Genomic DNA, 24,324 nt, shown 5'->3' with positions numbered 1-24,324 from the left:
TCAGGCTCCGGTCTTGTTGTCGGCTAGAAGGATGCGCAACGCTCGGCGCGCACGTATCGCGCTCGGCCCGACGCACTTGGCGTACCAGTAGTACGTCTCCTCGACACTCATCGTGTTCACACCGGCGACGATCGAACGGATCCGATCATGTTTGGTGACTGGTTGGGAGGCAAACAGGGTGAGGGCTAGACGGACGCCCGCAGCCTCGTCCAGCGGGATGGGCCTTCCGTGCTCGACGGCGAGCCTGCCTGCAGAGTGACCGGTGGCCCTGACCGCCGCCAACACTGCGTCGACAACTCGACTGACCTGCGGAGCGGTGGCGGTGAGCACAGGCGTCGTGGGCCCGGTGCCATCTCCGTACGACTCCGCGATCGCCAGACCGTACGTGTCGCTTGGGCCGGGCTTCACTGTGAGCCGGAAGGCTCGCGCGCCATCGGGAATCGCGCCGATCCGACGCGCTGCAAGGCCATTGGACTTTCCGTGAGTCATTTCGCTACTTCCGCGATGACTATTGTCGTGGTGACATTGAGGGTCTTGAGCACGGTGGCAAGCTGGGTGAACTCGGGGCCTTCAATCGACACCGGATCTGCGAAGGCGAAGTCAAGACGCACCGTACCCGCGACCGCGGTGGCGGCGGTCAGAACTTTGCTCAGGGTGGCATTCAGCGCCTGATAGTCTTTTCTGTCGCCGCGCCCCGAGAACTCCAATGCGCCGTCAATACCGCTGAACTCGGCGGTCAGATCTGCGCTCACTGTGATGTCATACCGCTGAAGCATGCCGAGGGTAGCGATCAGCAAGTCGATATCACCGGTGCCGATCTGATCGTCGGCATTGGCCTGGATCGACAGGCCGGACAGGGCCTTGCCGGAGTCACTCACCTTGTCGGCGATCTGAGCGACTGCGACCCCTGACGGCCCCGATGCCTGGAACTTGTTTCTCTCCACCTTGCGGGATGGGATCTCGACGCCCGAGGTATCGGCCGTCTGTCGGGTCATAATCCGTAGACCGTCCAGGCCCTTCTCGCGTATCTGCGTGGGGGTGAGTGCACGCACTCCCATGCCAGGGTCGCTGTCTGTGATGACGAGCCAGTCGTAGTTGTGCTGGCTCACGGCGGCGGCAAGCAGGTCCAGCACATCAGCCTTGCTGGGCTCGCCACCACACTTCTCCTCCAGAGTGGCGCGAACCTGAGCGCCTGTTGCAACGCTGCTACCCGTGACTATCCCCTTCAGGTCGCCGGCAGTTGGCTTACGGGTCAACAGACCTCGTCCGCTCGCTTCGGCGACGGTCATCAACTCGGCGTCGGGTCGGAACTCCACGGAGAGCCCGGCCATCGAGGTAGAGGTGTAAGCGCGGCCGTTCGATGCGTCGTAGTAGACCCACCCGTCGTTGCGCATACCGTCGAGGATAGATTCACGGACCAGCCCCAGATTTCGGATGATCGGCGAACTGTGGTCAATCCAGAACCAGTTCGCGAGCGCCTCAGTGGTGACTGATGCTTGGGAGCTTGGCCACGCCTTCGCCTTCAACCAATCGTAGGAGGGCTTGTCCTTGCGGATCTTGCCCTCATCATCCAGCAGCGTAAGGACGACTGCCGTCGCTGAACGAGTATCTCCCTGCTGCTGCGCCTGGAGTTCGCGGTGCCGAAGGTGCCCATGAGCCTTGTCCTGAGTGGGGAAGTAAACGTGCTTGAAGCAACGAGTGATCGCGACGCGGGCCTCGAGTCGAGCATTCTTTTGGTAGGCCTCAATCTTTTTGCGTACGTCGGCGGAGAACTGGCTCATGCGGGCCACATCCCCGGCGATGACGTCCGCGGCAATCAGGCCTCGAACGCGATCGCGCAGGGCACCGACCTGATCAGTGTCAGCAAGGACGAACACAATACTGTTGCGGAATTTCCGCGGTGACTTCGACTGGCCAACCGTGTCGAGCATGTCAACCAGGAACTGGTCCGGAGCGTCAGCATCAAGGCCAAGTACGGTCCGTTGATCATGGTGGACCACAGCGACGCGCAGGTCCGCCTGATCAGGCAAGCTCGCCGGGCCAGTTGGGAAGAGGACAGTTGTGGCGCCGCCGTCGTTTCCGAACGCCTTGGCTAGCAGGTCGTCCAGCACAGTCGCCACGCGCGTGTGCTGAACATTACCCTTCTCCTCCTCCAGAATGGCATTCACATTTGGCTCGACATGGAACCGCCACCTGGCTCCGTCAGAGGAGAGGTGCCAACAGATCCGTTCGTTTTCGGTGAGCGCCTTCTCCAACAGAGTCGTGGACTCACCCGGTCGGATCGTGCCGAGCAGCCACTCTGACCGGCCGGCCCCCGCCGTCACTGTCATCTCAAGGGAGTGTATGAAGACCGTCCGCGCCACCCTCGTCGCGTATGGCGGCTTACCGCCAAAAACGTGTGCGTCAACGCTCGCGGCGTGCGACGCCGGTCCTGCGAGGTCTGCTTCGGCGACCCTCGCGAACTCGGGTCGGCCGAGGTTGCTGGTGAGGTGTGCAAGTACCGGTTCGTCGCTGTAATCGATGTCGGCGACGTTGATGACGTCGCAGTTGTCACCGTCGCGGTAAATTCCGGAGACGACCTCGGCGAGCAGCTTGAGCGCTCCGCGTGCGCGGTGGAACCTCGGGATTGCTCCGAGCCGCTTGTCGAGAACCCGCACCAACTCTGGGTGGAATGGGTATGCCTTCTCGAGCTGCGCCGCGTAGGTTGCGGGTGCCTCCGCGCCGCCAGAGAACCGCTCGCCCTCTCTTGCAAGCGTCTCGTACAGGCCGCGGTAGGCGCGAGCTGCGTCAGCCGCTGCCGCCGAGTCGATGTGTACGAACAGGCGCCGCTTGAGGATTTCCCCGATCTCGGTGTCCTCGGCGGGCTTGATCACCGCGCCAGGCTGCACCATCCGGGTCAGCACGTCGGCAGCCTCGGCGACCGCGACCCGGGCGGACTCGCTCGTCTCGTCAAGGAGGTCCGCGATCTCGTTCGTTTCCTTGCCAAAGGTGTCCGTACCTGACGCGAGTGTCACGATCGCAACGACACGGTTGGTAGGGTCGCCAGCGATCTCGAAGAGGTTCTTCAGGAACACCGGGACAGACTGGGCGTACCGTCGTACATCCTCGCTTCCGGACTTCAACGCTTGCCTAAGATGCTGCGCGATCTCGTCGATGATCACGATCGTTGGCTGCCCACCGAATGAGCGCACCATTGTATGAGTGCTCGGTGCAGTCCGCTGCGCGTCATTCGCAGCCATCACGGCTGATGCCCCAGGCCCGATCTGTGCGGCCATCTCGCCCCAGATTGTAAATGTTGTCACGCCGTTCGTCTCAAGGCCTGCGGACGGGTCGAGCGCGTCTCCGACGATTGCGGCGATCTGCACCGGGCCTTCAGGGAGCAGCTTCGGGTCCAGGAAGTCGCCAACGTTTCCCGGCCGAGCACCGCGTGCCAGGTGGTACACGGCGGTCAAGCCGTGCGTCTTCCCGCCGCCGAACGAGGTCTCCGACCGAAGCACTCCATTCTCTCCACCTCCTCCGCCCACGCCTTGCACGCGGCCGAAGGCCTTAGTCAGCAGCGTCGTCAACCCAGTGGTTGGATATGTCAACGCGAAGAATTGCTCAGGGTCGCCGTACACCGGGTAGTTGAGCGGATCACGGATAATCTTGTCCAACTGGGCAGCGAAGTGATTATCGCTCAGCCCACCTTTCACCACGTCTTCGCGCGGCTCACACATCTGTCGAAGAGGCTTGAGAGTCACACTAGGTCCCATCCCGCCCGTCTTGCCGTCCCGCCCATTTGGAAGGGGGGTGGGCATCATCCCCCTGCAGAACCATATCGCCAACTCATCGGCGAGCTGAGATCTCGCTACTCGCGATACAGAGGAGGGCATCGGAGGGTCACGGCGAATCAGCCCGACCGAGCTGAGTGGCCCGGCCCGGCTGACGGCTAGAAGCCGTCGGTGGGCCGGCCGTGCGACCCACGAGCCGTGGAGAGCACCGCTGCGATATCGACCAAGATCCGGCGAGGTGAAGGCTCGCCGCTGTGTAGCCCGCGGCGCGAGCGGCGGGCTACGGCAACCGGATCGCCCGGCCTCCCGAGCGGCTGCGTGAGCCGCCCAGGCAAGAGAGCGCACAGTCCCTGACGGCCATGATCGCGTGCAGTCCTTCGTACTCCGCGATCCACCTCCTCGCGGCTACGGGATGTTAAGTCCTGGGTCCCCGAGGGGATGTGTTGTCGAGTCGTAGAAGGAGACCCTGTGGCGGTCGAGTGCTTGTTGAATGCGGACCTTCTCTTCGATGACCTTCTGGGGATTGCCACTCGGGTAGATGGACACCGCCACCTTCCGCTTCGGACCCGCGTTGATCGCGTCGACGATGTGCTGGTCCTGTGCGCTCAGCGAGTGCCCGAAGATGACGGCGTCCTGTTCATCGTCAGCGAGTGATTCGAGGCAGAAGCTCAGGTACGGAGACCGCTGGATGGTACGCACCTTCGCCCTGGAGGTGCCCTCGCTGACGAAGAGAGGTCGGCGGCTCGACTTCGCCGTGTAGTTCGAAGCGAGGGACAGCAGGTTGCCGCCATCGGCGTTGGTCCACTTGCCGTTGTCGTTCTCGTCATCTTGCCACAGATGCACAGCACCGTGCAGGTAGTAAACGGGGGTGAGTCGGGGAGACCTCAAAGTCACGTCTGCCGGATCGAACCGGTTGTCCGGCTGGGACCAGAAGTAGTCCACAATGTCCACCCGTGCGCGGTTCTGCAGGTGGGACCAGTACAGACATAGGTCATAGTTCGTCGTGTAGACGGACTCGTACTCGTCGAGTGTCTCCGCAATCTGTTTGTGCGAGTTCACCGGAAAGCGGCTCCACTTGAGGTGTGCGTCTGTCACCGCCTCAAAGAGCGCGTCGCGGACTTCGGCGTAGACGGTGTCCACCTGGTTGGTGCGCCGCCTGAGCGCTTCGAGCACGAGCCGCGCGTGGTGGATGCACTCCAGCGCCGTCTCGAAGTTGGTCGTGTCCAGTTCCGCGAAGATGTCTGCTGCCTCCGACGACAACATGGCCTTGCTGAACAGACTGTCGTAGCGGAAGTCGCTCCACAGGTTGATGCTCAGACCATTGCCGATGATCAGCGTGGGCCACTCACGGTTGTCGAGCGTGCTCCAGTCCGGCAGCTCGTCATCGACGGTGGTCGTCCTCATCGCGTCCTCCTCGGCTTCACCCGCGCCGAATCTAGTGCCAGGCACCGCGGGCGCCCACTTCACCCCCTCAGGGCCGACGCCTTCCGACAGCGCGCAACTGACACGCCGACCAGATTCAAGTCTGTTCGCCCGGGACCGCCAGCCCTTGTCGACAGATGAGCGCACTGCTCCGCGGAGCCCGCGAAGATCAGATTCCACCGACCATGGCGGTCCCTGCACGCGCATCGGCAGAAGCGACCGTTGAGCTGGCTGGCTGTGGCTCTTGGTTGCTCGCTCGAGGCCCGAGCAACGCCTCTCGTAGGCCTGGCTGTCGCCATCGGCGTGTCGGCTTGCTTGGTGCAGAAAAGCTTCCTCCTCCGCAAGGCCGCCCTGGGCGACTTCCACCGCCCCTTCGGCTCGCCGTGTGTCGACGAGCATGCCGCGCTGCCGGGCAGCTGTTCCGCTGCCCTGGCTAGTTCCAACTGGACCGGCCCAGTGAATTCGGGCGACAAGTTGCCCATGGCCACAGTGTCAGGCCCCGGATCGCCGTAATGGTCCCGCTCAGGCGTGTGACAACACGACAGCAGCCCGCGGTGCTGGCCGTCAGGAGTTGGGAGTTGGCGGCGATCTGGTCGGCGAGCCAGGCCGCGCCGTCCTCCTCGACCCGGTCATCCCCATCCCGATCACCGTCACGGCCGGGATCATGCCCTCGTAGTCGTCGTCCTGGTCCTCCGAGCACCGCTGCCCCCAAGGCGTGAGCACCCCACCGTCGGACACCCAGGCGCATTGCCAGGAGAAATCCAGCACAGGATCTACCCGGTTCAACGCAAACCTCAGCGGGAACATCGAGGGCTACTTCGACACCACGCGCCGGGCGGTCACGGTCGGACCGGACAAGGTTGTCGAGCTGGTTCCGCTCCCGGCCTCAGCCGAGCGGCGGCCGTCCTCCTCCGCAGGAGGCCAGTCCTGGCGCTAGCGGCCCTGCTGCCGGATGGCAGGCAGTTGCTCGGAGGACGCGAGCTGGCGGATTCGGGAGACGCTGAGGCCAAGAATCTGCGGCGCGGTCAGCGTATTGACGTGTCCCTCTGGCCGCTGGGCTGTGGCTTGGCCGGCTAGTCGGGTCCGCGCGCGGGACAGTATTCGAACGTCGTCAGCCTCATAACCAGGCGTTGCGAGGCCGGCTCCAGGGTCAGCTTGCCGTCGGTGATCTGTCGGCGGACATCGTTCGCTGTGCCTCCGAGCAAGTGCGCGGCATCCGTCATCGGGTGCCGCGGTCAGCGGCACTGAAGCACGTCGGATGGCACCAACCGCGGAACTTGTTGGGCTCACCTCGCCTGCGCAGCCGTCCGAGCCTGACGACCGGTACACGTGGTCTTGGGTCTTGCCGAGGATCTGGGCGGCCTGGGCGACGGAGATCCTCGGGTCGGACACCATCCGTGATAGCAAGGGATCGATCGGCGGCTCATCGCTGCATTCGCCCTGCTCGGATGACATGTTCCTGAGCTAGGCATCCTCACTGCTCCCGGCCGTGAACCTCACTAACTTCGTTTCAGACCCGGTCCGGACCCCCCTTCCTTTGCTCGGCGGACGATGGCTCGACTGACGTATTGTCAGGCGATGGCGAAGCATCTGAGCAAACTCGACGGCTGGATCGAACAACCCGACTGGCCCCGAGTAGCTTGTCCGAGCTGCGGCGACGGAACGCTCGCCCCTGGCACGCTCGTCCCTGCTTGCGACGTCCGTTCCGCGAGGCTGGAAGCAAAGCGCCAAAGGGGTGGGCGGCCGGAAGAGCTCACAGGGACTTTTCATGGCCAGTTGCTGTGCGACAACAGCAGCTGTGGACAGATCGTCTCCGTGGCGGGGGATTGGCAGCTGATCGTCAATGAGAGCGGCAACCCCGAACTTGGGTCTTTCGTGGAGAACTACAGAGTTCGGTACGCGAACCCGCCACTACGTCTTCTTGAGACACCGCCGGCGACACCAGCGACGGTGCGGCAAGGCATCGAGAGCGCATCGAGCGTCCTCTGGGCAAGTCCGGGCTCCGCGGCGAATCGCTTGCGGTACGCCGTCGAAGAGCTATTGACCGCCAAGAAAGTTCGCCAGAACACCATGACACGGAAGAAGAAGCGAAGGCGCCTATCAACCGGTGAGCGCCTCGGGCTATTGGAACAGTCGCACCACGACGTCGCGAAGATGCTTGAGGCGGTCAAGTGGATCGGTAACGACGGAAGCCATACCGAAGGTTTGACGGCCTCTCAAGTCATGGAAGGCGCCGAGATCCTAGAGATGGCACTGAAGGCCCTCTATGACAGGAAGGACGCTGAGCTCCAGAAGAAGATCAGGGCCATCAACAGAGCGAAGAGACTGCCAAGGAAGCAGGGCTAGCCGTTCTCAGCCGGCAAGCACATGAGAGGACGAACGAACAACGGAGGCCGGGCGGGGCCGCACCGACACCGGCCAGGTGTTTGTGTCGGCGGTCGGTGAATGCTATCGCCATGGCCCGCGCCCGATCGTGGTGTCGTGGTGTGCCCTCCTGGCCGATGAGCACGCCGATCGCGTCGCGGCGGATTTCGGATACGGGGTACCGCTGCTGGAGGCGTTTGCGGGCCGCGACTCCGAACGGGCGAGGTCGGCGTGGCGCCCGGAGCTCGTCTTCTCACAGCCACTCGAAAATGGCCAGACTGAGAACTCATGAGAAGTACCCGACGGGCGTTCCCGATGACGGCATCAGCCACAGTGGCGGGGCGCCCACGGTCCCGAGTGACGTCTGCAAACTGTCGGAACGCCGTGGGATCGTCTTGTGGTATGGAGCTGATGGCGCGCGATATCGAGCGGGTGCCGCGGGGGAACCTGCGCGTGCCGCTCGTGGACTTTGCTCGGGTCTGGGTCGCTGCTGAGCGTCGGGCTGACGAGCTGGGGGCTGCCGGCCATGTTGATTGGTACCTGACTGGTGTGCAGGTGACTTGCCGTTGGCTTGCGTGCTCGACCACCGTGTTCGACTATCCCGGCGGGCCGGTCCGTCAGTTGGCGCACGCGCCCATTTCGAGAACTCAGCAGCTGGCGCACGAGGAACTGATCGCAGCGGAGACTCTGGCGGCTGAGGTGCGGCTGATCAAGGGGTGGCCTGCTCGGCCCGGGTACGTCGAAGGTGTCATGGCGACGCTTGAGTGGGCTTGGCGTCGCTCGGGTCGGCCGCCGATCGAGGTGGATTAGGCACACGCGAGCTGACCCCGCAGGCGAACATTGCCTCTGCGAGCCCGCGGTATGGCTCGCAGAGGCAATGTTGTTGCCCGGTGGTCAGGTTCGCTGCGAGCGAGGTCGTCGGGGTTGGAGCGCCCCGGCGGCCATGCCGGAGGCGATGGTGCGTTCGGCTTCGCTCCGGGACAGGCCGATGCGCCCGGCTGCCGAAACGAGTTCGTCGTGGACTGCGCCGTGGTCGAGGTGGCTGGCGCCGACGAGTTGGCCGAGTGCGAAGGCTGCTGCGTTGAGCGTGTCGTTTCGGCATCCCTCGGTCGCCGCCATGAGTTTGTCCAGTTCGCCGGTGAGCGCAGCCATCGCGTAGGCGCTGGCGTCGCGCAGATCCCTGGTGGGCATGGGGGTTTCGGTCGGTTCGGGGGTCTGGGTGAGGCGTGCGGTGATCCAGTCCGGCAGGTGCTGTGCTGCGGTGGCGGTGAGCAGGCGGTAGTAGCGGCCGTCGATGGTGGATCCGGCGCCGAGGACGTAGCCACCGTGGCCGCGGGTGTCGATCTTCCAGCCGAGTCGGCCTGCGGTGTTGCCGAGCTCGAGCCCTGGTGCCAGCCGAAAGTACAGGTGTCGTCCCCCACTCGGCGTGGCGACCGTGTGCGTGCGCGGCAGTGGACTGGCTGCGTCGGCGGCGAGCTGGTCGAGCACGTCCGCGCCGCAGGTGGCGCCCTGGCCATACCAGGGTTCGGGCGGCAGATCGGCGGGTCTCTTCGGGGTATCGAGGTCCACGACCAGCAGTCCGGACGGCCCTGTAGCGATTCCGATGTTGTAGGGGACGTGACGCCAGGTCTTCGCGATCCGGGCGTGGCTGGTGGTGGCTTCGCGTTCCCAGTCGGCTTTCACCGCCGGGTACTTGGTGCCCGGGACGACAGGGAACACGGCCATCCCGCGGTCGGCGTGCCAGTGCGCCGCGCGGGCCAGTTGCGCGGGCGTGGCGTGCACCTTGCCGGTCCTAGTCCGCCGTGTGGCCTTGTTCATCGGTCGATCTCCTTGGCTGTCTCCTCTTCGGCGGTGTCGGGGCGGTGGGTGCGGACTTCGAGGTAGACGCGGACGCCGAACGATCCGCGGTTGGGGTAGGCGCGGTCCCCACCGGCGACCTCGAACCTCCCCCGCAGGTGCGCGACCAGGTGGGCGATGTCGTCGGGCTCTCCGGACAGCCGGGCTTTGATGGTCATGCGTGGGTGTCCTTCGGCTGCGGTGTGCCGTAGTGGGCGAGTTCGTGGATGCGTAGGTGGGGCCAGTGGCCGGCTGCCAGCAGCGCGTCGCCGGGCGTTTTGCCGCTGGTCCAGTCAGGTGCGGCGTCGGCGCCTGGCAGCGGTGTCGTTTCGCGGGCGTGCTGGTAGAGCTGGCCTGCCAGGCCGGGGGTCCACGAGTCGGTCAGCTCGGACTCATCGGTTCCGAAGCCGACGAACCGGACGGTGACGCTGATCCGGTCGGGAAACCTGTCGGGGTCGCTGGCGCGCAGCCGCTCCAGTTCGGCTTGCACGGCGGCGGTGAACCGTTCCTCGTAGTCAGTGGTGTCGCGCCCCCGGAGGGCTTCGATGAGCTCGTCGGCTGCCTCGATCTGCTCGGCCTCGTCCTCGGACAGGTCGATGGCCGGTGCCGGCCCGGTCCACCGGCCGCCGGTGACGGTGTCGCCGATGTGCTCGAGGCTCGCCTGGTACATGGCTTCCACTCCGAGGTCCGCGAATTCCTCGTCAGGGTTGACCACGACTTCGATGGGAGCGGTGCGGTAGGCCATCAGGTAGTCGTCGTCCCAGCCGACGGTGCTGCGCACGAGTCGGTCGACCAGGTCGGCCTCCCACGATCCCGGGCGCGCGGCGGTGAGTGCCGCGGTCGATCCGAGGTTGGCGACGACGGTGGCCAGGACATGCGCGACGATCTCCGCACCGTCGGACCCTTTGCCCTGGTTGGCGGACTGTACGGCGTTGGTGAGTGCGGCGACGGCGGTGGTGAAGTCGTCAGGCGCCGGCCCGGTGGTGTGGTCGGTTGTGTCCACGGTGATTCTCCTTCTGAAGTTGAGAGGGGCAGGGGGCCCTACTGCGCTTGCTGGTCCCCTGCCCCCTCCTGGCTGTCGTGTGGCTGCGGGACGGTGGCTCTAGCTGGTGGCGTCGCTGAGGTCGGTCATGTCGTGGCCGAGGGATTCGGCGACTGCGGCGATCAGGTCGCGGGCGGCCGGTGGGGTGACGGCGTTGCCGAGCTGGCGGACCTTCTCGCGCTTGTTGCCCAGCACCACGTAGCCGTCGGTGAACGCCATTCCGGCCGCGATCTCGTGCGGTTCCAGCATCCGGAACAGGCAGTCCTCGACCGTCGGTGTCTGCGACTCCAGCAGCGACTGGTGCCCAGTCGTGGTCAGGGTCCGTAGCGGCTCGGTCGCCGGGGTGCACATCTCGGATCCGTCGGAGCGGGAGCCGTTGTTGCGCATGATCAGCGCGTACCGGTCGCGGGTGGTGAACGTGCCGTGCGGCTCACTCGTGGCGCGGCTGGTCGCGTTGCCGTAGTACGGCATCAGCAGCCCGTGGTGGTTGCCTGCGGCAGCGAACGTGTCGAACGGGTCCCCCACTCGCTTGGTGGTGTTGTTGTTCCGCAGTGGCACCACCAGCGCCTCGGACTCCCGCGTCGTCCGGGTCCGCATCACCTCGTCAAGCGGCGTAGCTGCCTCGTTCCAGGTGCCGCCCGCCGGGACCAGCAACCCGGTCTCGTTGCGGGTCGTCATGGTCCGCAGCGCCTCCGACAACGGAGCGGCGGTCTTCCCATCGCGGCCCTCGACCGGGATCAGCAGTTCCGGCCTGGCGTACCGGGCGAGTCCGGCGGCGATGCGCTGCATCGTCTTGTCGGCCAGCGGCTTGGCCCGGTCCCCGATCCGCTCCCCCGCCAGCGTCCAGTCGATCGCGGCGGCGGCAGGCAGCCAGCCCGGCTCGAGCACCGTGTTCCGGCACGCCACGCGCGGGCAGCGCCACACATACTGGGCGCGGTACCGGCCCCACACCTTGTCGGCCTTCTTCCATCCCTGCATCGCCCGCACCAGCTCGCCGCACCCCGGGCACCAGGCCATCGGCCGGGTCCACCGGTCCAGGTCCGGGCAGCGCGTCGAGCGCAGGTGAGCCACCACGTACAGCCGATCCCGCGACTGCGGTGCTGGGAGTCCGCCGGCCTGGGCGTGCATCGAGTTCAGGTAGACGACGTGGGTGCAGTAACCCAGTGCCTCGATCGCGGCCCGCCACGATGGCCACAGCACCCACTTCGCGGCGTCCACGACGTTCTCGACCACAATGGCGGAATAGGGGTGGTGCTCGGCGAACCGGACCACGTCCCACATCGTCGCCCGCGACCGCTCGGCCGCCTCGTCCGGCAGCGTGTCCCCGAACAGGTCCGGGGTGGCGTCCACGTTGCGCTTGCGGCCCTTGGCCTGGGAGTGGTTCGTGCACTCCGGCGATATCCACAAGAGATCGGTGCGCGGGTAGCGGCGCGGCTCCACCTGGGACAGGTCGGCACAGTCGTGATCGGTCGTCGGGTGGTTGGTGTTGTGTGTGTCGACGGCGAGTCGCCAATGGTTCGCGGCCAGCCGGACCGTCACGCCGGGCACCTGCACCGCGCCGGTACTCGACCCCCCGGCCCCGCAGAACAGGTCTGTCACGGTGAGCGTCATTGATGGGTCACTTCCCTTCACAGGTTGGAGCGGGGAGGCGCCGTGGGTGCGTGGTCCTTCACCACGGCCCTCCCCGAGTCGGGTGGTTACCTGGCCAGCCAGGTCGGGTTGGCGTGGATCACCTGGATGGAGCGGGCGCCGTCGGTGTAGAGGCGGCGGATCGTGTCATCGGGGTCCGCGTTGTAGACCTGACCCCGGGTGTGGTCGATCGGTCCGCCCTCGGCGGGGGTGCACGGGTCGAACCAGTAGAGGCGGAACTTCACGTTGCCCAGGCCATCGCGCTTCGCCGATGGGTCGAGTTGGAGGATGAACTCCCCTTCGATCGGCGGGGCGACAACGCAGTCTGAGGATGAGGCCTGGTTCTGGTTCTTGCTGGTGGGGGTCATTGGTGGTTCTCCCTTGCTTGGCCGCTGGTGGGCTTTGTGTGACGGCAGCCCGTTCTTGGGGCCTGCCGGCTACTGCCGTCTGCCGGGCCGCTAGAGGCTCCGAAGTCAAGGGGTTGTCAGCTGGTGGACAAGGAAATAAGCGAGCTTGCGAGCGCCGCCGTCCTCCAGGTGAGAACCCCTTGACTTTGGAGGGGGCGGTCTGGCACCAGCCCACCAACGTCAACCAGGGAAGGGATTTCGCCCGGCCGAAGGTCGGGGTGTCTCCCCGCCATCGCGGCGGGGAGACACCGGTACTGCGGTGTTGCTAGTCCTCGTTGGTCAGTGCGCCGCCGGTATCGGTGGTGCGGGCCGCTTCAAGGTCACGCTCGCGGTCCGCTGTGGCTTGTCTGGTCAGCTCGTCGTCGCGTTCGGCTTCGTCTGCCGCGTGCCGCTCTTCGGCGGCGCGGCGCTGCTGAATCTCGATCAGCGCCCGCTGGGCACGGCGGACCGCCTCGGCGGTCTCGTCGGCTGCCGGGACGCGGACGGTGTCGGACTCGAGAATGCGTTCCTCGGCGGCGGTGGCCTGCCGGATATCGCTGGGGGCCTGGGCTTCCACTTGGTCCGAGCTGGCCGCTGTAGTCGAGTCTGCTGCCTTGTGTTCGGCGGCGGGGGTGTGGTCGGCAACGACTTCCGGCGCCTGGATCGCCGTGGAGGTGTCGTCCTCGTTCGCGCTGTGGCTGGCGGGTTGCTCGTGGACCTGCTTGTGGTTCACGGACTCTTCGGCTGCCAGGGCCTGCGCGGTGTCGGTGTCGCGCTGGTGCACGGCGTCGGTCAGGTCGTGCTCGTCGGTGATGTCGCGGTGCTGGTCGTCGCGGCGGGTCGCTGCGTCGTGGGCGGCGAGCCACTCGTCAGCCGTCGGGCCTTCGTCGGTGTTGTCGACACCGCGCGTGGCGAGTTCGGTCGCGGCCCGGTTGGCGGCGTCGCGGGTGCCGGCGGTGTGGGCGTACCACTCCGCGCGCGCCTGGTCTGCGATTTCCAGCTCGGCGGCCCTAGCGTCGAGGGCCACGGCGAGGGCCTTGGCCTGCTCGGCTTCCTCTCTCAGCCGGGCGGCGGCTTCGGTGTCGTCGGTGGCGTCGGCTTCTGCGGTTCGCAGGGTGGCGGTGCGGCGCTGGTCCTCGGCGTGCTGCCGGGTTCCGGATAGCTCCTCCGCCACTGCGGGTGGTGCCCAGGCCTGTTCGCGGTCGTAGGCGCGGACTCGGACTCGCAGCTGCCCGTTGGACATTTCGGCTTCGGCTCGGTCAATGTCGGGGCGTCCGAGTGCGTTCCAGGCGGCACGCCACGACGCATACAGCTCCGGTTGGCCTGGCTTCGGCGCACGGCCGATCGCGGTGTCGTCGGCGTCGAAGCCGGCCAGGTCGCGGTGTGCTGCCACAGTGGCGGCCAGCGCGATCCACGTGTCGCGAGGCTGCCCGGCGGCGGGTGGCTCGCCGAGGGCCTCGATGACCCATGGAGTCGGCTCGTCGGCGAGCTGCTCGCCGAGCGCGGTGGCGCGGGCGTCGGCCTCGGCGGCGAGCTTGCCGAGGTAGCCCGACCAGGCTGGGTCGTCCAGGCTGGGTAGCCGGTCGGTGTAGCCGGCACCGGCCGGGTCGAGCCGGACGGTCTTGGTGATCCGGTCGTGGATCACATAGGACAGGCGCCGGGCGTCGTGCAGCGACCGCTTCCCGATCGCGTCGGCGAGTACCTGGCGCGGGTCGTGCCCGGCCAGCTCGACTTGTCGGAGCAGCGTGGCGAGTGTCCCGGCGCCGTCCTCGGCGGCGAGGTTGGTGCGCTGCTGCTCCGACAGGCGGCCTTGCTCGGTGAGTTCGTCCAGCCACCGCTGAGTGCGCCCGGCGGTCGCGACCGCGATCCCGTCGGCGAGCAGTTCGGCCGGCGTCCGGAGCCGTCCGGCTTCGGCGGCGGCGTCGGCTTGGGTCTGCAACGCTGAGAGCTGCGGCTTGTCGAGGTCGAACGCGGCGCCGAGTACGGCGCGCGGGGACCGCTTCGCCGCGGCCTTCACCTCGCCGGTCTCGGCGACCGGCGCGATGGATTGCGTCACCACATGGGCGGTGTTGGCGACCCGCCCGCGGCTCATCGCCACGTACAGCGCATACAGGGATGTGTTCTGCGTGGTGACCGCGTGAGTGGTGTCCACGGTCAGACCTTGAGAGGAGTGCACCGTGGCCGCGTAGCCCAGCGTCAGGTGCTCGGCGACGTACGACGGAGGCAACGTGATCATGTCGGCCTCGGACGTGGCGTGCATGTCAGCGCCCGTGTGGGGCGTGACTCGCAGCCCGCCATCGGACAGCACGGCAAGGACGCGGTACTGCTGCCGGTTGATCGGGACCTGCTGGTTCCCCCGGTGACCGGCCAGCTGCCAGCCGTTCTGCCGCGCCTGAACAATGTCGCCCTCGCCGGCGATGGTGCCTTGCAGGCCGAGCGGCACACAACGCTCGTCATCGACGAGGCGATACTCGACCAGCTTCGCGCGGACCTGCGCCGACATCCTGGCGGCCTGCTCGTTAGTGGCCGCGATGAGCAGCGAATGCCGCCCGGTCAGGTGGTCCGACAGCCACGCATCGACCGCGACTCGTTCGGCCCGCTCGACCGTTCCGCCGTCGAGGAGTCGGCCCTGCTTGTGATAGTCGGCCAGCACCGACTGGTCGCCGGCGCGGAGCCGCAGCGACGCCGGACCCTCCCACGCCTGCTGAAAACGGCGGGTCTCGGTCAGCTCGTGGGTCAGCGCACCGGAGGCCACCAGTTCCATGCCACCGGCTGCGCCGACGGCGGCGAGCTGGCGGTGGTCGCCGACCAGCAGCAACTTGGCACCCGCGTCCTCGCACAGCGTATGGATCGCGGCCAGGTCGCTGGTACTGGCCATCGCGGACTCGTCCACCACAACCAGGTCCCCTGCGCGGAGCTGCCACGCGAGCTCGTCGCGGGTCGCGGACCCTTCGGCGATGTGCTGCTGGGTCATCAGCCAGCGGGTGATGTTCCGGGCGGTCACTCCGTCGCCGGCCAGTACCTCGGTCGCGACCTGGGACGCGGCCAGCCCGACCATCCGGTGGCGAGCACCGCCCCACAGGTCGGGGTTCTCCCACGCCTTCGCCAGGGCACCGACCACCCGGGACTTGCCGGTGCCGGCCGGGCCGATCAGCGCCTCGACGCTCGCGCCGGACGAGAGGATGCCGCGCACGGCAGCCTCCTGGTCCGCGCCGAGCGTGAACCCGGCCGCGTCCAGCTCCTTGCAGAACGCCAACGCGTCGTGCGGCTGCATCAGTGCAGCGCCGCGGGCGTATCCGGCGCGTGCCAACTGCCGCTCGGCGCCAAGATGGTCCGGCGTCGCGTAGCGGGTGCCGCCCGGCGCCTGGTAAGCCGATGTTCCGTCGACCAGACACAGCTCCGCCGGCAGCGTCGCCTCGCCGGGACGCTGTGCCGCAAGCGGGACCGCCTGCCGCAGACCCTGGTCGGTGAGCAGGTCGAGTAGCTGCACGATCTGCTCCGGTGATCGGTCGCCCAGATCGTCGGGCAGAGCGTTGCTGATCTCACGGGTCAAGTCGGCGGCCTCCCACTCGGCCTGCTTCGTCTGGACCTCGGCCAGCGCCGTCTCGAGCACCTTGCGTTCGTTGAATGTCTCCGACGGCCGGGTTCGCCCGGTGGAGGCGAGGACGGTCTGCGCGACCTTGCCGAGTCCCCCACGGACCTCGGCACGCAGTTGGGCGTCCCAGCGTTCGAGCCGCTCGGCGACGGTCTCGCCGTCGTGCGACTTCGCCTTCCGGGTCGCGAAGGTCGCGGTGCGCTGGAGCCGGTCCAGCTCCAGGTTGTTCGGCTGCCGACCGAACTTCGACTCGAACTCACCGACGAGTCGGGCGGTCTTCCTCGTGATCGCCTTGCGACGAGAGCTGAACAGATCTATCACAGCCTGGTCGATGCCGACGACCTCGCGAGCCCTACCGTCCGGGCGCATCGTGAACCGGACACCGAGCGACTGGGCCAGGTGGTGTTCCATCACCCGCTCACCGACCGCGCCGGCGGCGGGCTTGTAGCGGTGCAGCGCCTCACCGTCGATGGTCCGCCACTCACCGTCAGCGCCTTGGACGCGGTTCAAGATCGCGTTATGAATGTGCAGCTGCGGGTCGTGGTCGCGCGAGTCGTGCTGAAAGAACGACGCGATCGTCCAGTCGTGGGCGTCGGCCCACCGGCCGGCCGCGCCGCCGTGGTGGCCGACACGGGTGTAACCGGCATTGTCGGACAGGTAGCTCAGCGCGGCCTGGTTCCCGGCCCAGATCGCGTCTTCGACCGCTCGGCGGTACTGGCCCCACGAGGCTGCCTCGGTCTGCGCGCGATGCACCGCTTGGGCGTAGCGGTGCACCGCATCGGCATCACCGGTGCGCTCCGCTTCGGCCAGTGCACCGCGCGCGGCCCGCACCGCATCAAGCGCCTGCACCTCCTGGGCCTCGAACGCGGTGTGCATCACCGTCACCGACTTCTGCACCGAGAACGTCGCATCGTGAAACGCGACGTTGCGGCGCACCTTCTTGCCCGCTTCGGTGCGCAGTGCGGCGCGCCGCTCCGCGTCCGCACCGGGCTCCTTGGCCAGCGCGGCTGCGTAGATCTCCTCCTCGGTTCTGTACGCGCGGCCTGCATGGCCGAGGGTCTCGGCCTCGTCCCACTTCGCCGGGTCACGGAAGCTCTCGTCGCGCGGGTCGATGAACCGCTCGTACAGCGCGGTCATGTCCTGCGTCTCCACCTCGCCGGACAGCCCGAGCGCCTCGGCGCCCCGGCCCGACCAGCGGCCCGGCGGCTCGCCGGCCGCGACGGCGCCGGTGTAGTAGTTCTCCCGGCCCGCCGCGACCGCGCCGGTCAGGTAACCGGCGTTGTGCCCGCTGGAGATGCTCAGCATCAGCAATCACCCGGCCGGTAGGCCACGGCAGCCGTCGGCGAATCGGCGTTCCCGCCGCCATTCGTTACCGGCAGGTAATTGGGGGGCCGGCAGCCCCGTTCGATCGTGATGCATAGGTGTGATCTGAGTTCTTTGGTCCTGCTGCTGCCTGCTGGCTGCTGCTGAATCGTCAGATTGCTCGTCGTCATGGTGGCTACGAGTCGATTGCTGTGCTGGTTCGTGCTCGCTGGCTTCGTGTCGTGGATGTTCATCGGCTGGTACTCGATTCGAGTTCGGGGCTGGTGGTGGTGTCGTCGGAGTTGTTGTCGGGGTCGTTTTCACCGGGCTCGCTGACGAGTTGCAGTTGTCCACGGACCTGCGGGGCAGGTGCAGGGTCGTCGGCGCTCTCCGTGGCGGTGGGCTCGGCCCACCCCGCCAGCTCCTGGAGGCGCTTGGCCCGGCCAAAGCCGACCGGCCGCCCGAACGCTTCCTCCGTGGCGCGGCGGATTTCGCGCTGCCCGAGGGGCGCTCCGCCCTGATCGGCTGCGTGGCGCACCACCGCATCGAGCAGTTCGGCGTCGGACGGCCCCGCCGTCTTGCGCGGTGCGGCCTCGCCGGTCTCGGCGGGCTCGTGCGTCGCCAGGTCGGTGCGGTGCGGTGCATGCACCGATGCGGGTGCACCGCTTGGCGCGTCGTTGTGCACCGGTGCAGTCGGCGCGGTGCGGGGCGGGTGGTGCACCGGTGCAGTGGACGATGCGGTGCGGAGTGCACCGATCAGGTAGGCGAGCAGCCACACCGGTGCACCCGGCGGCTCGATGCGCTCGGCGCTGCTGGGCACATCAGCTGTGCCTACGGACTCGTCCGGCGTGATCGGGGCAGTCAGGCCGAGCGCGGCGGAATCGACCAGCGCGAGCAGCTCGCCAGGCGTCACCCGTCCACCGGCCGGAAGCAGCGAGGCCAGTTCGCCGGCCGAGAGCAGCCCGTCGCGGATCGTCTGTAGCGCAGCCGTCCGGGCTGCCCGTGGGGCATCGAGTGGCCACAGCTTGCGGCTCGGGCACAGCGTCGCGAGCCGCGACGCCATCCGGATCACCTGCTGGACCAGCGCCCGCGCGGCGACCGGGTCGTCGCTGCCTGTGCGTGACAGGTGCAGCCACACGCGGGTGGTGATCACCGGGGAGGTGATCCAGGTCAGCGCCGACAGTCGCGGCTTAGCGGGCTGCGCGAGCCGCAGGTGCAGCCGCAGGAGATGGGCGAGCATCTCGACCAGTACCGCGTAGGCGAGGGGCGCGAGCGCGTGCGCGACGGCGTCGGCGATGCCGTGGGCGGTGTCGATGTTCAGCCACACGGTGCCGCCGATGAACACGTACGTGGTGACCAGCGCGGCCGGAATTCGCCACCCTCGGGTCAGGGCGGCGAGCCGTAGCGCGGTGCAGGCGACGATCATGCCGTCGGCAACCAACGGCACCAACGGGCTGTCGAACTTCTGCGACACCGCGCCGAACGAGCGGGCGCCACCGATCCCGGCCACGCCGAGCGCGGCGATGACCGCCACCGTAATCAGCACCCGTCGCGTCGTAAGCCGCCCGGCCACGACCGCGGCCGTGACGCTGCGGACCGCCCGGCGGGCGGCCCAGATCAAGCCAGTGAGCACGGCGGCGAGGATGAGCAGCCCGGCGACGCCGGCGGCGATCATTGGCCAGGTGACCGTGCCGGGGTCGAAGACCTCGGGCAGGTTGATGGACAGGGTGGTCATCGCTGGCCTCCAGCGGTGTCGGGTACGGCGGCCAGGCCGCCACGGCGACCAGCCTTGATCTGCTCGGGGGTCGGGGCCGGGCCGTTCTCGTCGCGGCCGCCGGCCCACCAGGTGACGAACGGGTCGGCGTCGGCCGCGAGCGGCACTGTGATCGCGTGCTGTCCGGCGGCGTCGCGGTGCGCGAGCACGTCGCAGGCCGGGGCGTACTCGCCGATGCGACGGGTGACACCGGGCCGCTGCCGGTCGTGCCAGTCACCGACGAGCTTGTTCGACGCCTGCTCGCCTTCGTAGGCGGCGGTCCAGGCGTCCATCAGCCACAGCAGTTCCTCCACGATCTCGGGGTGCCACAGCCAGCACGGCGGCAGCGTCTCCCGGGCGGTCGCGTACCGCAGATAGACCGACTCCATCCACGGCAGCAGCTCGCTCAGCACCGCCTCGACCGCGGCCTGGTCGTGTTCGGGCAGCCGCAGCCAGGACCGCACCGGCTCCACATCGCTGCTGTCGCTGGAGCCTGCCGCCTTGCGCGCGCCGGCGGGCGTGGCGGCGATCCGGGTCAGCAGGTCCTCGAACGAGGCGACGGCGTTGCCGAGCGAGGCCACGGTGTCGTTGAGCCGGGCGACGGCGGTCTTGGACGCGGTCTGCTGCATGCCGGTCTTCATCGCGGCCACGTCGCGAGTCAGCGTCTCGACTGAGCGGGCCAGCCCGGCGACCGCCGCGAGCGCGGCGGTGCCGGGGTCCTTGTCGTCGTCGTAGCGCATCAGGCCACTCCCCTCTCGTCCCAGTCCGCGTGGTAGTTGCTGTCGGCCCGTTCTGCCGCGGCGCGCTCGGCGGCGCGGGCTGACTCGTCGTCGGCGTGCCAGCGGGCAAGCTGCTCGTCGCGGTGAGCAGCGTCCGCCCCCGCGTCGGCGGTGCTCAGTCGGGCCTCGGTCAGGGCCAGTGCGGCGGCAGCCCGGTCCGCCGCCGCCGTGGCCTTGTCCTGCTCGGCCGCCTCGCCGCCGGTGTCGTCGCCGTCGTCGGTGTCGCCGGCGTCGTCGGCGGTTGCGTCGTCCTGCCAGGCCTGGACGGTGCGCCACCCGGCGGTGCCGCCCGCGGTCGGCGTGACGCCGGCGGCGTGGCAGTCACCGCACAGCTGGTCGGTCGTGCGGACGAACTGCTCGACCGGTCCGCACTCGGCGCATACCTTCCGCGCGGCCAGCGCCTTGTTGACGGCGGCGAGCTGCTTGTCGCTCGGGGTCCGCTTCGCCTTCGCCTTATCGTCCACGTACAGCCACGCGAACCGGCGGTCGCGCTTCCACGTCAACCGCGCGAACGGCTCCTGCCCACCGGGGGACAGGCCGCGCTCGCGCAGCTGCCGCCGCGTGGACAGCCCCGACGGCGCCTGCCCGAACCGGAACTCCGGCAGGCCGTTGCGGACCCTGCCCGGCCAGCGCCGGCCGTCCCACAACTGGACCCACTCCACCCCGCGATCACCGCTGATCTCGGCGGTCATGACCGGCCTCCGTCTGTGTCGTCGGAGCCGACGAGTTCCGGCGTACCGGCCCGATTGGTGTCGCGGGCGGCGAGCGCGGCGCGCGCCTTGCGCATCGCGCCAGCCAGCCGCAGCCGGGCGAGGAGTTCGCGCGCCGGGTCAGTTGCCTCCAGCCACGTCACCGCGGCGTCGAGCCGTGCCGCGATCCGTCCTACGACGGGCGCGGTCAGCCGCTGCCGTACTGCGGCTGCCCGATCGACCCGGGCCAGGATTTGGTCGCGCAGCCACGCGGTGTCGGTGAGCAGCCGGGCACCGACCCGGTTCTCAAGTGCGGCCACCTGGCGGGTCGTCCACCGGACGGTCCGGCGGTTGTGGAACCGCTCCATCCGCAGGTCGCGCCGGTTCCACGCCATGCGGACCCGGCCGATCGCGGGCGGCATGCCGCGGGTGATGATCAGCGCCTGCCCGGCGCGCAGCTGCGCGACCTGGCCCGGGGTGAGGACCGGGACACGGCGGTCGCTGATCGATACCCCGCCGGTGGTGCGGTCGCGGGTCGCGACCTGCTCCAGCCGCTCGCCGCACAGCGTGGACCAGAACTGCAGATCGTCGTCGTCGCTCGTGCCGGCCAGCACGACCTTCGTGGTGACGTTGGTCAGCAGCGCACCGGTCGCGGCCTCGCCGAACCGGTCCCGCAGCTGGGCACGGGACTGCGCGGAGATGTGCAGCGTGATCCCCCGGGACCCGAAGTCACCGGTCCACCGGTCCAGCGGGATCAGACAGATCAGCGCGGCCTCGTCCAGCACCATCGTCAGCTGCGGGTCCAACCGGCGACCCGGCGTACGGACCGCGAGGATCTTGGCCTGGCGGGCGATGTGCGCAGTCAGCGCCGTCACGAGCGGCGCGGTCTTCTTGTCCTCCGCACCGAGCAGGTACACGGTGCCGGTCTCGGCCAGCAGCCGCTCCACATCGAACGGCACCCCACCCGGCGCCGCCGCATCGGCGGCGGTCGGAACCGACAGCCACGACAAGGCAGGCATGATCGTGGTGGAGATGCTGGAGCGGGTGCGTTCGTTGTTGGTGAAGAACTGCATTGCCTGCTGCTCGAACCCGGTCGCGTTCGCCACGCGCAGCTCCCACAGCGCGTCGGACCTTGCCTGGTCGTCGGGGTGGGCGATCCACCGCTGTACGTCGGCCATCGTGTAGCCGCCGAGCGCGGCGGCGTGCATCAGCGCCGTCAACGCCTGCCGGGCCAGGTTCAGCCAGTGCTCGGCGTCATCGGACTTCGCGCCGACCCCGTCGAGCAGGTCCGAGGCCCGGTCCATCACCACGCCCGGGTCCGTGCAACCGGTCAACGGGTCGAACGTGATCGTGGACCCGTCGCCGGTGAGACCATCGGGGTCGAACACCCACACCGGTCCACGCTTGACCCGCTGAGTGCGGGTTACGTCGAGGATGTCGGTCTTGGTCGAGGTGGCGATCACCGCGCCCGGCGCGTCCAGCAGGTGGTTCATCATCAACCCGGTCTTGCCCGCGCGCGGACCGGCGACCGTCAGGGTGTGGTCCTCCGCAGACGACCGGACCTTGACCCAGCCGACCGTGGCGACGGTCGCGCCGATCTGCGTGAGCGGCATGAACCGCCGCTTCCACGCGGGCACCTCAGCTAGCGAGGGGCGCACGACCTTCGCCTTCTTGCGCAGCATCCGCGCCGACGACACCCGCCGCACATCCCACCCCGACGCCAGACCGTCGGTCACCCGACCGGCGCGGCCCAGGCGGCGCAGCAGGCCCCGCGAGCTGGACCGCGACCGCAGCATGAAGCCCGCCGTACCGAGCAGCACCACGCCGGCGGCCACGAGCAGCTGCCACCAACGCCCCGACGCCTCCACGGCCGGCGGCAGGGCATGCAGCACGAACCCGGTGTACGCGAGCCACAGAGCCGCAGTGAGACCGCAGCCGACCGGGCGGTTGACCGCCACCAGGCCCAGGGTCACCAGCAGCAGCACGCCGCCGCCGATCACCCAGCCCGCCGCGTCGCCTGGCGCGCCGAGCCGCAGCCCGACTGCGCCGGCGAGCAGCACCCACAGCGGCGTGGCGATGAGCGTGCCGTGCATCAGTCGCCAGAACAGCAACCCGGCGGTCACCAGTCCGACCACGCCAGTCGCTGCGGTCCAGTAGCCCAGCTCGGTCAGCGCGGGCGTCTTGTCCAAGGCGATCGCGGCCACGCCCGCGGCCAGCAGCGCCACCATCGCGAGGGTGAAGTTCGGGACCATCACACCCTCGGTCCGGCTCGGCCGCCGCATCATCGCGCACCACCGATCAGCACACCGGCCACAGCCAGCACAGCACCGATGCCCGCGGCAAGGATCGATACCCGCGCCAGGCGGTGCTTCGTCCACGCGATCTCCGCGAGCCGCTTGGAGTGATGCGCGATCGCCTCCAACGGCTCCGCTACGCCGTACCTGCTGCTCGCATAGCCCTGGTTAACGATGTGCTCGCGCAGCTGCTCGATCGACCGCACCCGGACCGCGCCGAAGTACAAGAACTCCCCCGGCACCAACGCATCAGCCGGGCGGTGCATCCGCGGCACCACCACCAGCAGCGCCGAGCCCAACGCCACCGCCAACGCCACCAGAGCGACACCGAACGCCATCCGCGCGCCCAGCGGCGAGCCGTGCGACTGCGACACCAGCGTCAGCACCACCGCCGCCAGGGCGGTCTCAACCGTCGCCGCGAAACCTGCCTTCGTGTCAGCCTTGTCGATCGTCGCAGCGGCAGAATCGTGCATCCGCCACGCCAGATCCATCTCCATGCGCTCGCTCATCGCACTACCCCCGCCACCGGAGCGGCACGTCGAGCTCCGACACCTGTTCGGGCTGCACGTTGTCCGCGTACGACATGTGCGCGGTGTGCGCAGCCATGGTGTCGCTCGAGATCGCGAACGACGTGACCTCGACAGGACCGAACCCAGTGGTCACGGCGTAATGGCCGTTGTTCAACTCCGGCGCGACACCGAGCACCGCACCGAGCTGCTCGACCTCGCGGCACGCCGCCTCAAAGTCCTCGTTGCGGCTCGGCGGCCAGAACACAACCCGCACCGAGGGCACCGGCAACTCGGGGTGATCCGCTACGAGCGCAGCCAGCTCGAACAAGCCCCTGATCACCGCCGCCTGCTTCGACGGCAACTCCTCCAACATCCCAATCGCCGGCACCCACTCCGCGCCGCCCTGTACTGCGTCAGTCATGCTGTAGACCTCTCGAACTCGTTCCTGAGTGATGGGAGAACCGGCCCTGTTCTGGTTGGCGCCCGTGCGGGGCCGGTCCATCGATGTGCTTGAGTTGCTCACGCGGCACCGCCACTGGCAGGTCGATGCCGCTGCTTCCATTGCGAGCCCCAGTCCGTGATGTCCGCTGACGTCCCGGATTCGAGTAGGTCGCTCACCGCCGCTGCTGGCACGCAGTACTTCTGACCTACGCGCACCGCAGGAAAGTCATCCGCACGCACCAAGCGGTAAAGCGCCTCCGGCGAGATGCTGAGAAGCGCGGCGGCTTCCGGCACGGTGTACGTCGGAACGCCGCGGCTGCGCTTGTTGAGGGCACTGTCGAGTGCGCGTTGCCGAGCCGCGGCTCTAAGCGCAGTACCAACTCCTCGGGCGCTAACGACGGCTCCTGTGCGCTCGTCTGGCTGCGGCCCTGGCAGATCTGTCGTGCTGGTCATCTCTGGCTCCCCATGCAGTTCGGCTGCCATGTTTGGCTACCCTGTACGGATCAGTTAAGC

General features: G+C 68.2%; 18 protein-coding genes. 2 read left to right on the top strand and 16 right to left on the bottom strand.

The window, feature by feature from the left end:
* From EV652_RS46370 to EV652_RS10500, 3 genes are all read right to left on the bottom strand, one after another.
* Positions 1-489 carry a DUF7680 family protein gene (locus tag EV652_RS46370; RefSeq protein ID WP_439649049.1) on the bottom strand — a complete coding sequence of 163 codons (489 nt, stop codon included), beginning with the start codon at positions 487-489 and terminating at the stop codon, positions 1-3.
* Positions 486-3,740 (bottom strand): DUF499 family protein, encoded by a 3,255-nt coding sequence (locus EV652_RS10505; RefSeq protein WP_158441140.1) that lies wholly within the window; start codon positions 3,738-3,740, stop codon positions 486-488. Before EV652_RS10505 ends, EV652_RS46370 begins: the two co-directional genes overlap by 4 nt.
* 435 nt (positions 3,741-4,175) lie before the next feature.
* Positions 4,176-5,591, bottom strand: a complete 1,416-nt coding sequence (locus EV652_RS10500; RefSeq protein WP_132208843.1) for a DUF4917 family protein — start codon at positions 5,589-5,591, stop codon at positions 4,176-4,178.
* A gap of 1,179 nt (positions 5,592-6,770) precedes the next feature.
* On the opposite strand from EV652_RS10500, the gene EV652_RS10495 reads away from it, so the two are divergent.
* Together EV652_RS10495 and EV652_RS10490 are read left to right on the top strand one after the other, a co-directional pair.
* On the top strand, positions 6,771-7,538 hold the full coding sequence (locus EV652_RS10495; protein ID WP_158441139.1) for a DUF4145 domain-containing protein: 768 nt from the start codon (positions 6,771-6,773) through the stop codon (positions 7,536-7,538).
* A gap of 420 nt (positions 7,539-7,958) precedes the next feature.
* Entirely contained in the window at positions 7,959-8,366 is a 408-nt protein-coding gene (locus EV652_RS10490) for a hypothetical protein (RefSeq protein WP_132208841.1), read from the top strand.
* Positions 8,367-8,450: 84 nt separating this feature from the next.
* Here EV652_RS10490 and EV652_RS10485 read toward each other — a convergent pair whose 3' ends face one another.
* The 13 genes from EV652_RS10485 to EV652_RS46140 all read right to left on the bottom strand — a co-directional run bounded on the left by EV652_RS10485 (position 8,451) and on the right by EV652_RS46140 (position 24,264).
* The gene (locus EV652_RS10485) at positions 8,451-9,374 is read right to left on the bottom strand and encodes a bifunctional DNA primase/polymerase (RefSeq protein WP_132208840.1); all 924 of its coding nucleotides are present in this window, start codon (positions 9,372-9,374) and stop codon (positions 8,451-8,453) included.
* A complete protein-coding gene (locus EV652_RS10480; protein ID WP_132208839.1) occupies positions 9,371-9,571 on the bottom strand; it encodes a hypothetical protein in 201 nt (66 codons plus the stop codon). Before EV652_RS10480 ends, EV652_RS10485 begins: the two co-directional genes overlap by 4 nt.
* A complete protein-coding gene (locus EV652_RS10475; RefSeq protein ID WP_132208838.1) occupies positions 9,568-10,395 on the bottom strand; it encodes a hypothetical protein in 828 nt (275 codons plus the stop codon). The genes EV652_RS10480 and EV652_RS10475 overlap by 4 nt, the downstream gene beginning before the upstream one ends.
* 99 nt (positions 10,396-10,494) lie before the next feature.
* Positions 10,495-12,045 carry a DNA cytosine methyltransferase gene (locus EV652_RS10470; RefSeq protein ID WP_132208837.1) on the bottom strand — a complete coding sequence of 517 codons (1,551 nt, stop codon included), beginning with the start codon at positions 12,043-12,045 and terminating at the stop codon, positions 10,495-10,497.
* A gap of 86 nt (positions 12,046-12,131) precedes the next feature.
* Positions 12,132-12,431 (bottom strand): hypothetical protein, encoded by a 300-nt coding sequence (locus tag EV652_RS10465; RefSeq protein WP_132208836.1) that lies wholly within the window; start codon positions 12,429-12,431, stop codon positions 12,132-12,134.
* Positions 12,432-12,735: 304 nt separating this feature from the next.
* The gene (gene mobF, locus EV652_RS10460) at positions 12,736-17,349 is read right to left on the bottom strand and encodes a MobF family relaxase (protein WP_132208835.1); all 4,614 of its coding nucleotides are present in this window, start codon (positions 17,347-17,349) and stop codon (positions 12,736-12,738) included.
* Between the two features lie 247 nt (positions 17,350-17,596).
* Positions 17,597-19,081 (bottom strand): DUF2637 domain-containing protein, encoded by a 1,485-nt coding sequence (locus EV652_RS10455; RefSeq protein WP_132208834.1) that lies wholly within the window; start codon positions 19,079-19,081, stop codon positions 17,597-17,599.
* Complete coding sequence (locus tag EV652_RS10450) at positions 19,078-19,839, bottom strand: hypothetical protein (RefSeq protein WP_132208833.1); 762 nt, start codon at positions 19,837-19,839, stop codon at positions 19,078-19,080. Before EV652_RS10450 ends, EV652_RS10455 begins: the two co-directional genes overlap by 4 nt.
* Complete coding sequence (locus EV652_RS10445) at positions 19,839-20,570, bottom strand: RRQRL motif-containing zinc-binding protein (RefSeq protein WP_132208832.1); 732 nt, start codon at positions 20,568-20,570, stop codon at positions 19,839-19,841. Before EV652_RS10445 ends, EV652_RS10450 begins: the two co-directional genes overlap by 1 nt.
* Positions 20,567-22,852: a type IV secretory system conjugative DNA transfer family protein gene (locus EV652_RS10440; protein ID WP_132208831.1), complete on the bottom strand. Its 2,286-nt coding sequence runs from the start codon at positions 22,850-22,852 to the stop codon at positions 20,567-20,569. The genes EV652_RS10445 and EV652_RS10440 overlap by 4 nt, the downstream gene beginning before the upstream one ends.
* Positions 22,849-23,370 (bottom strand): Pycsar system effector family protein, encoded by a 522-nt coding sequence (locus EV652_RS10435; protein ID WP_132208830.1) that lies wholly within the window; start codon positions 23,368-23,370, stop codon positions 22,849-22,851. The genes EV652_RS10440 and EV652_RS10435 overlap by 4 nt, the downstream gene beginning before the upstream one ends.
* A gap of 4 nt (positions 23,371-23,374) precedes the next feature.
* The gene (locus tag EV652_RS10430; protein WP_132208829.1) at positions 23,375-23,791 is read right to left on the bottom strand and encodes a hypothetical protein; all 417 of its coding nucleotides are present in this window, start codon (positions 23,789-23,791) and stop codon (positions 23,375-23,377) included.
* 98 nt (positions 23,792-23,889) lie between these two features.
* Positions 23,890-24,264, bottom strand: coding sequence for a helix-turn-helix domain-containing protein (locus EV652_RS46140; RefSeq protein ID WP_132208828.1), 375 nt, complete (start codon positions 24,262-24,264; stop codon positions 23,890-23,892).
* Positions 24,265-24,324: the final 60 nt, after the last annotated feature.

The sequence above is a fragment of the Kribbella steppae genome (genome assembly GCF_004342025.1).
In the GTDB taxonomy this organism is placed as follows: Bacteria; Actinomycetota; Actinomycetes; order Propionibacteriales; family Kribbellaceae; genus Kribbella; species Kribbella steppae.
This window is presented reverse-complemented; position numbering and strand designations above follow the sequence as displayed.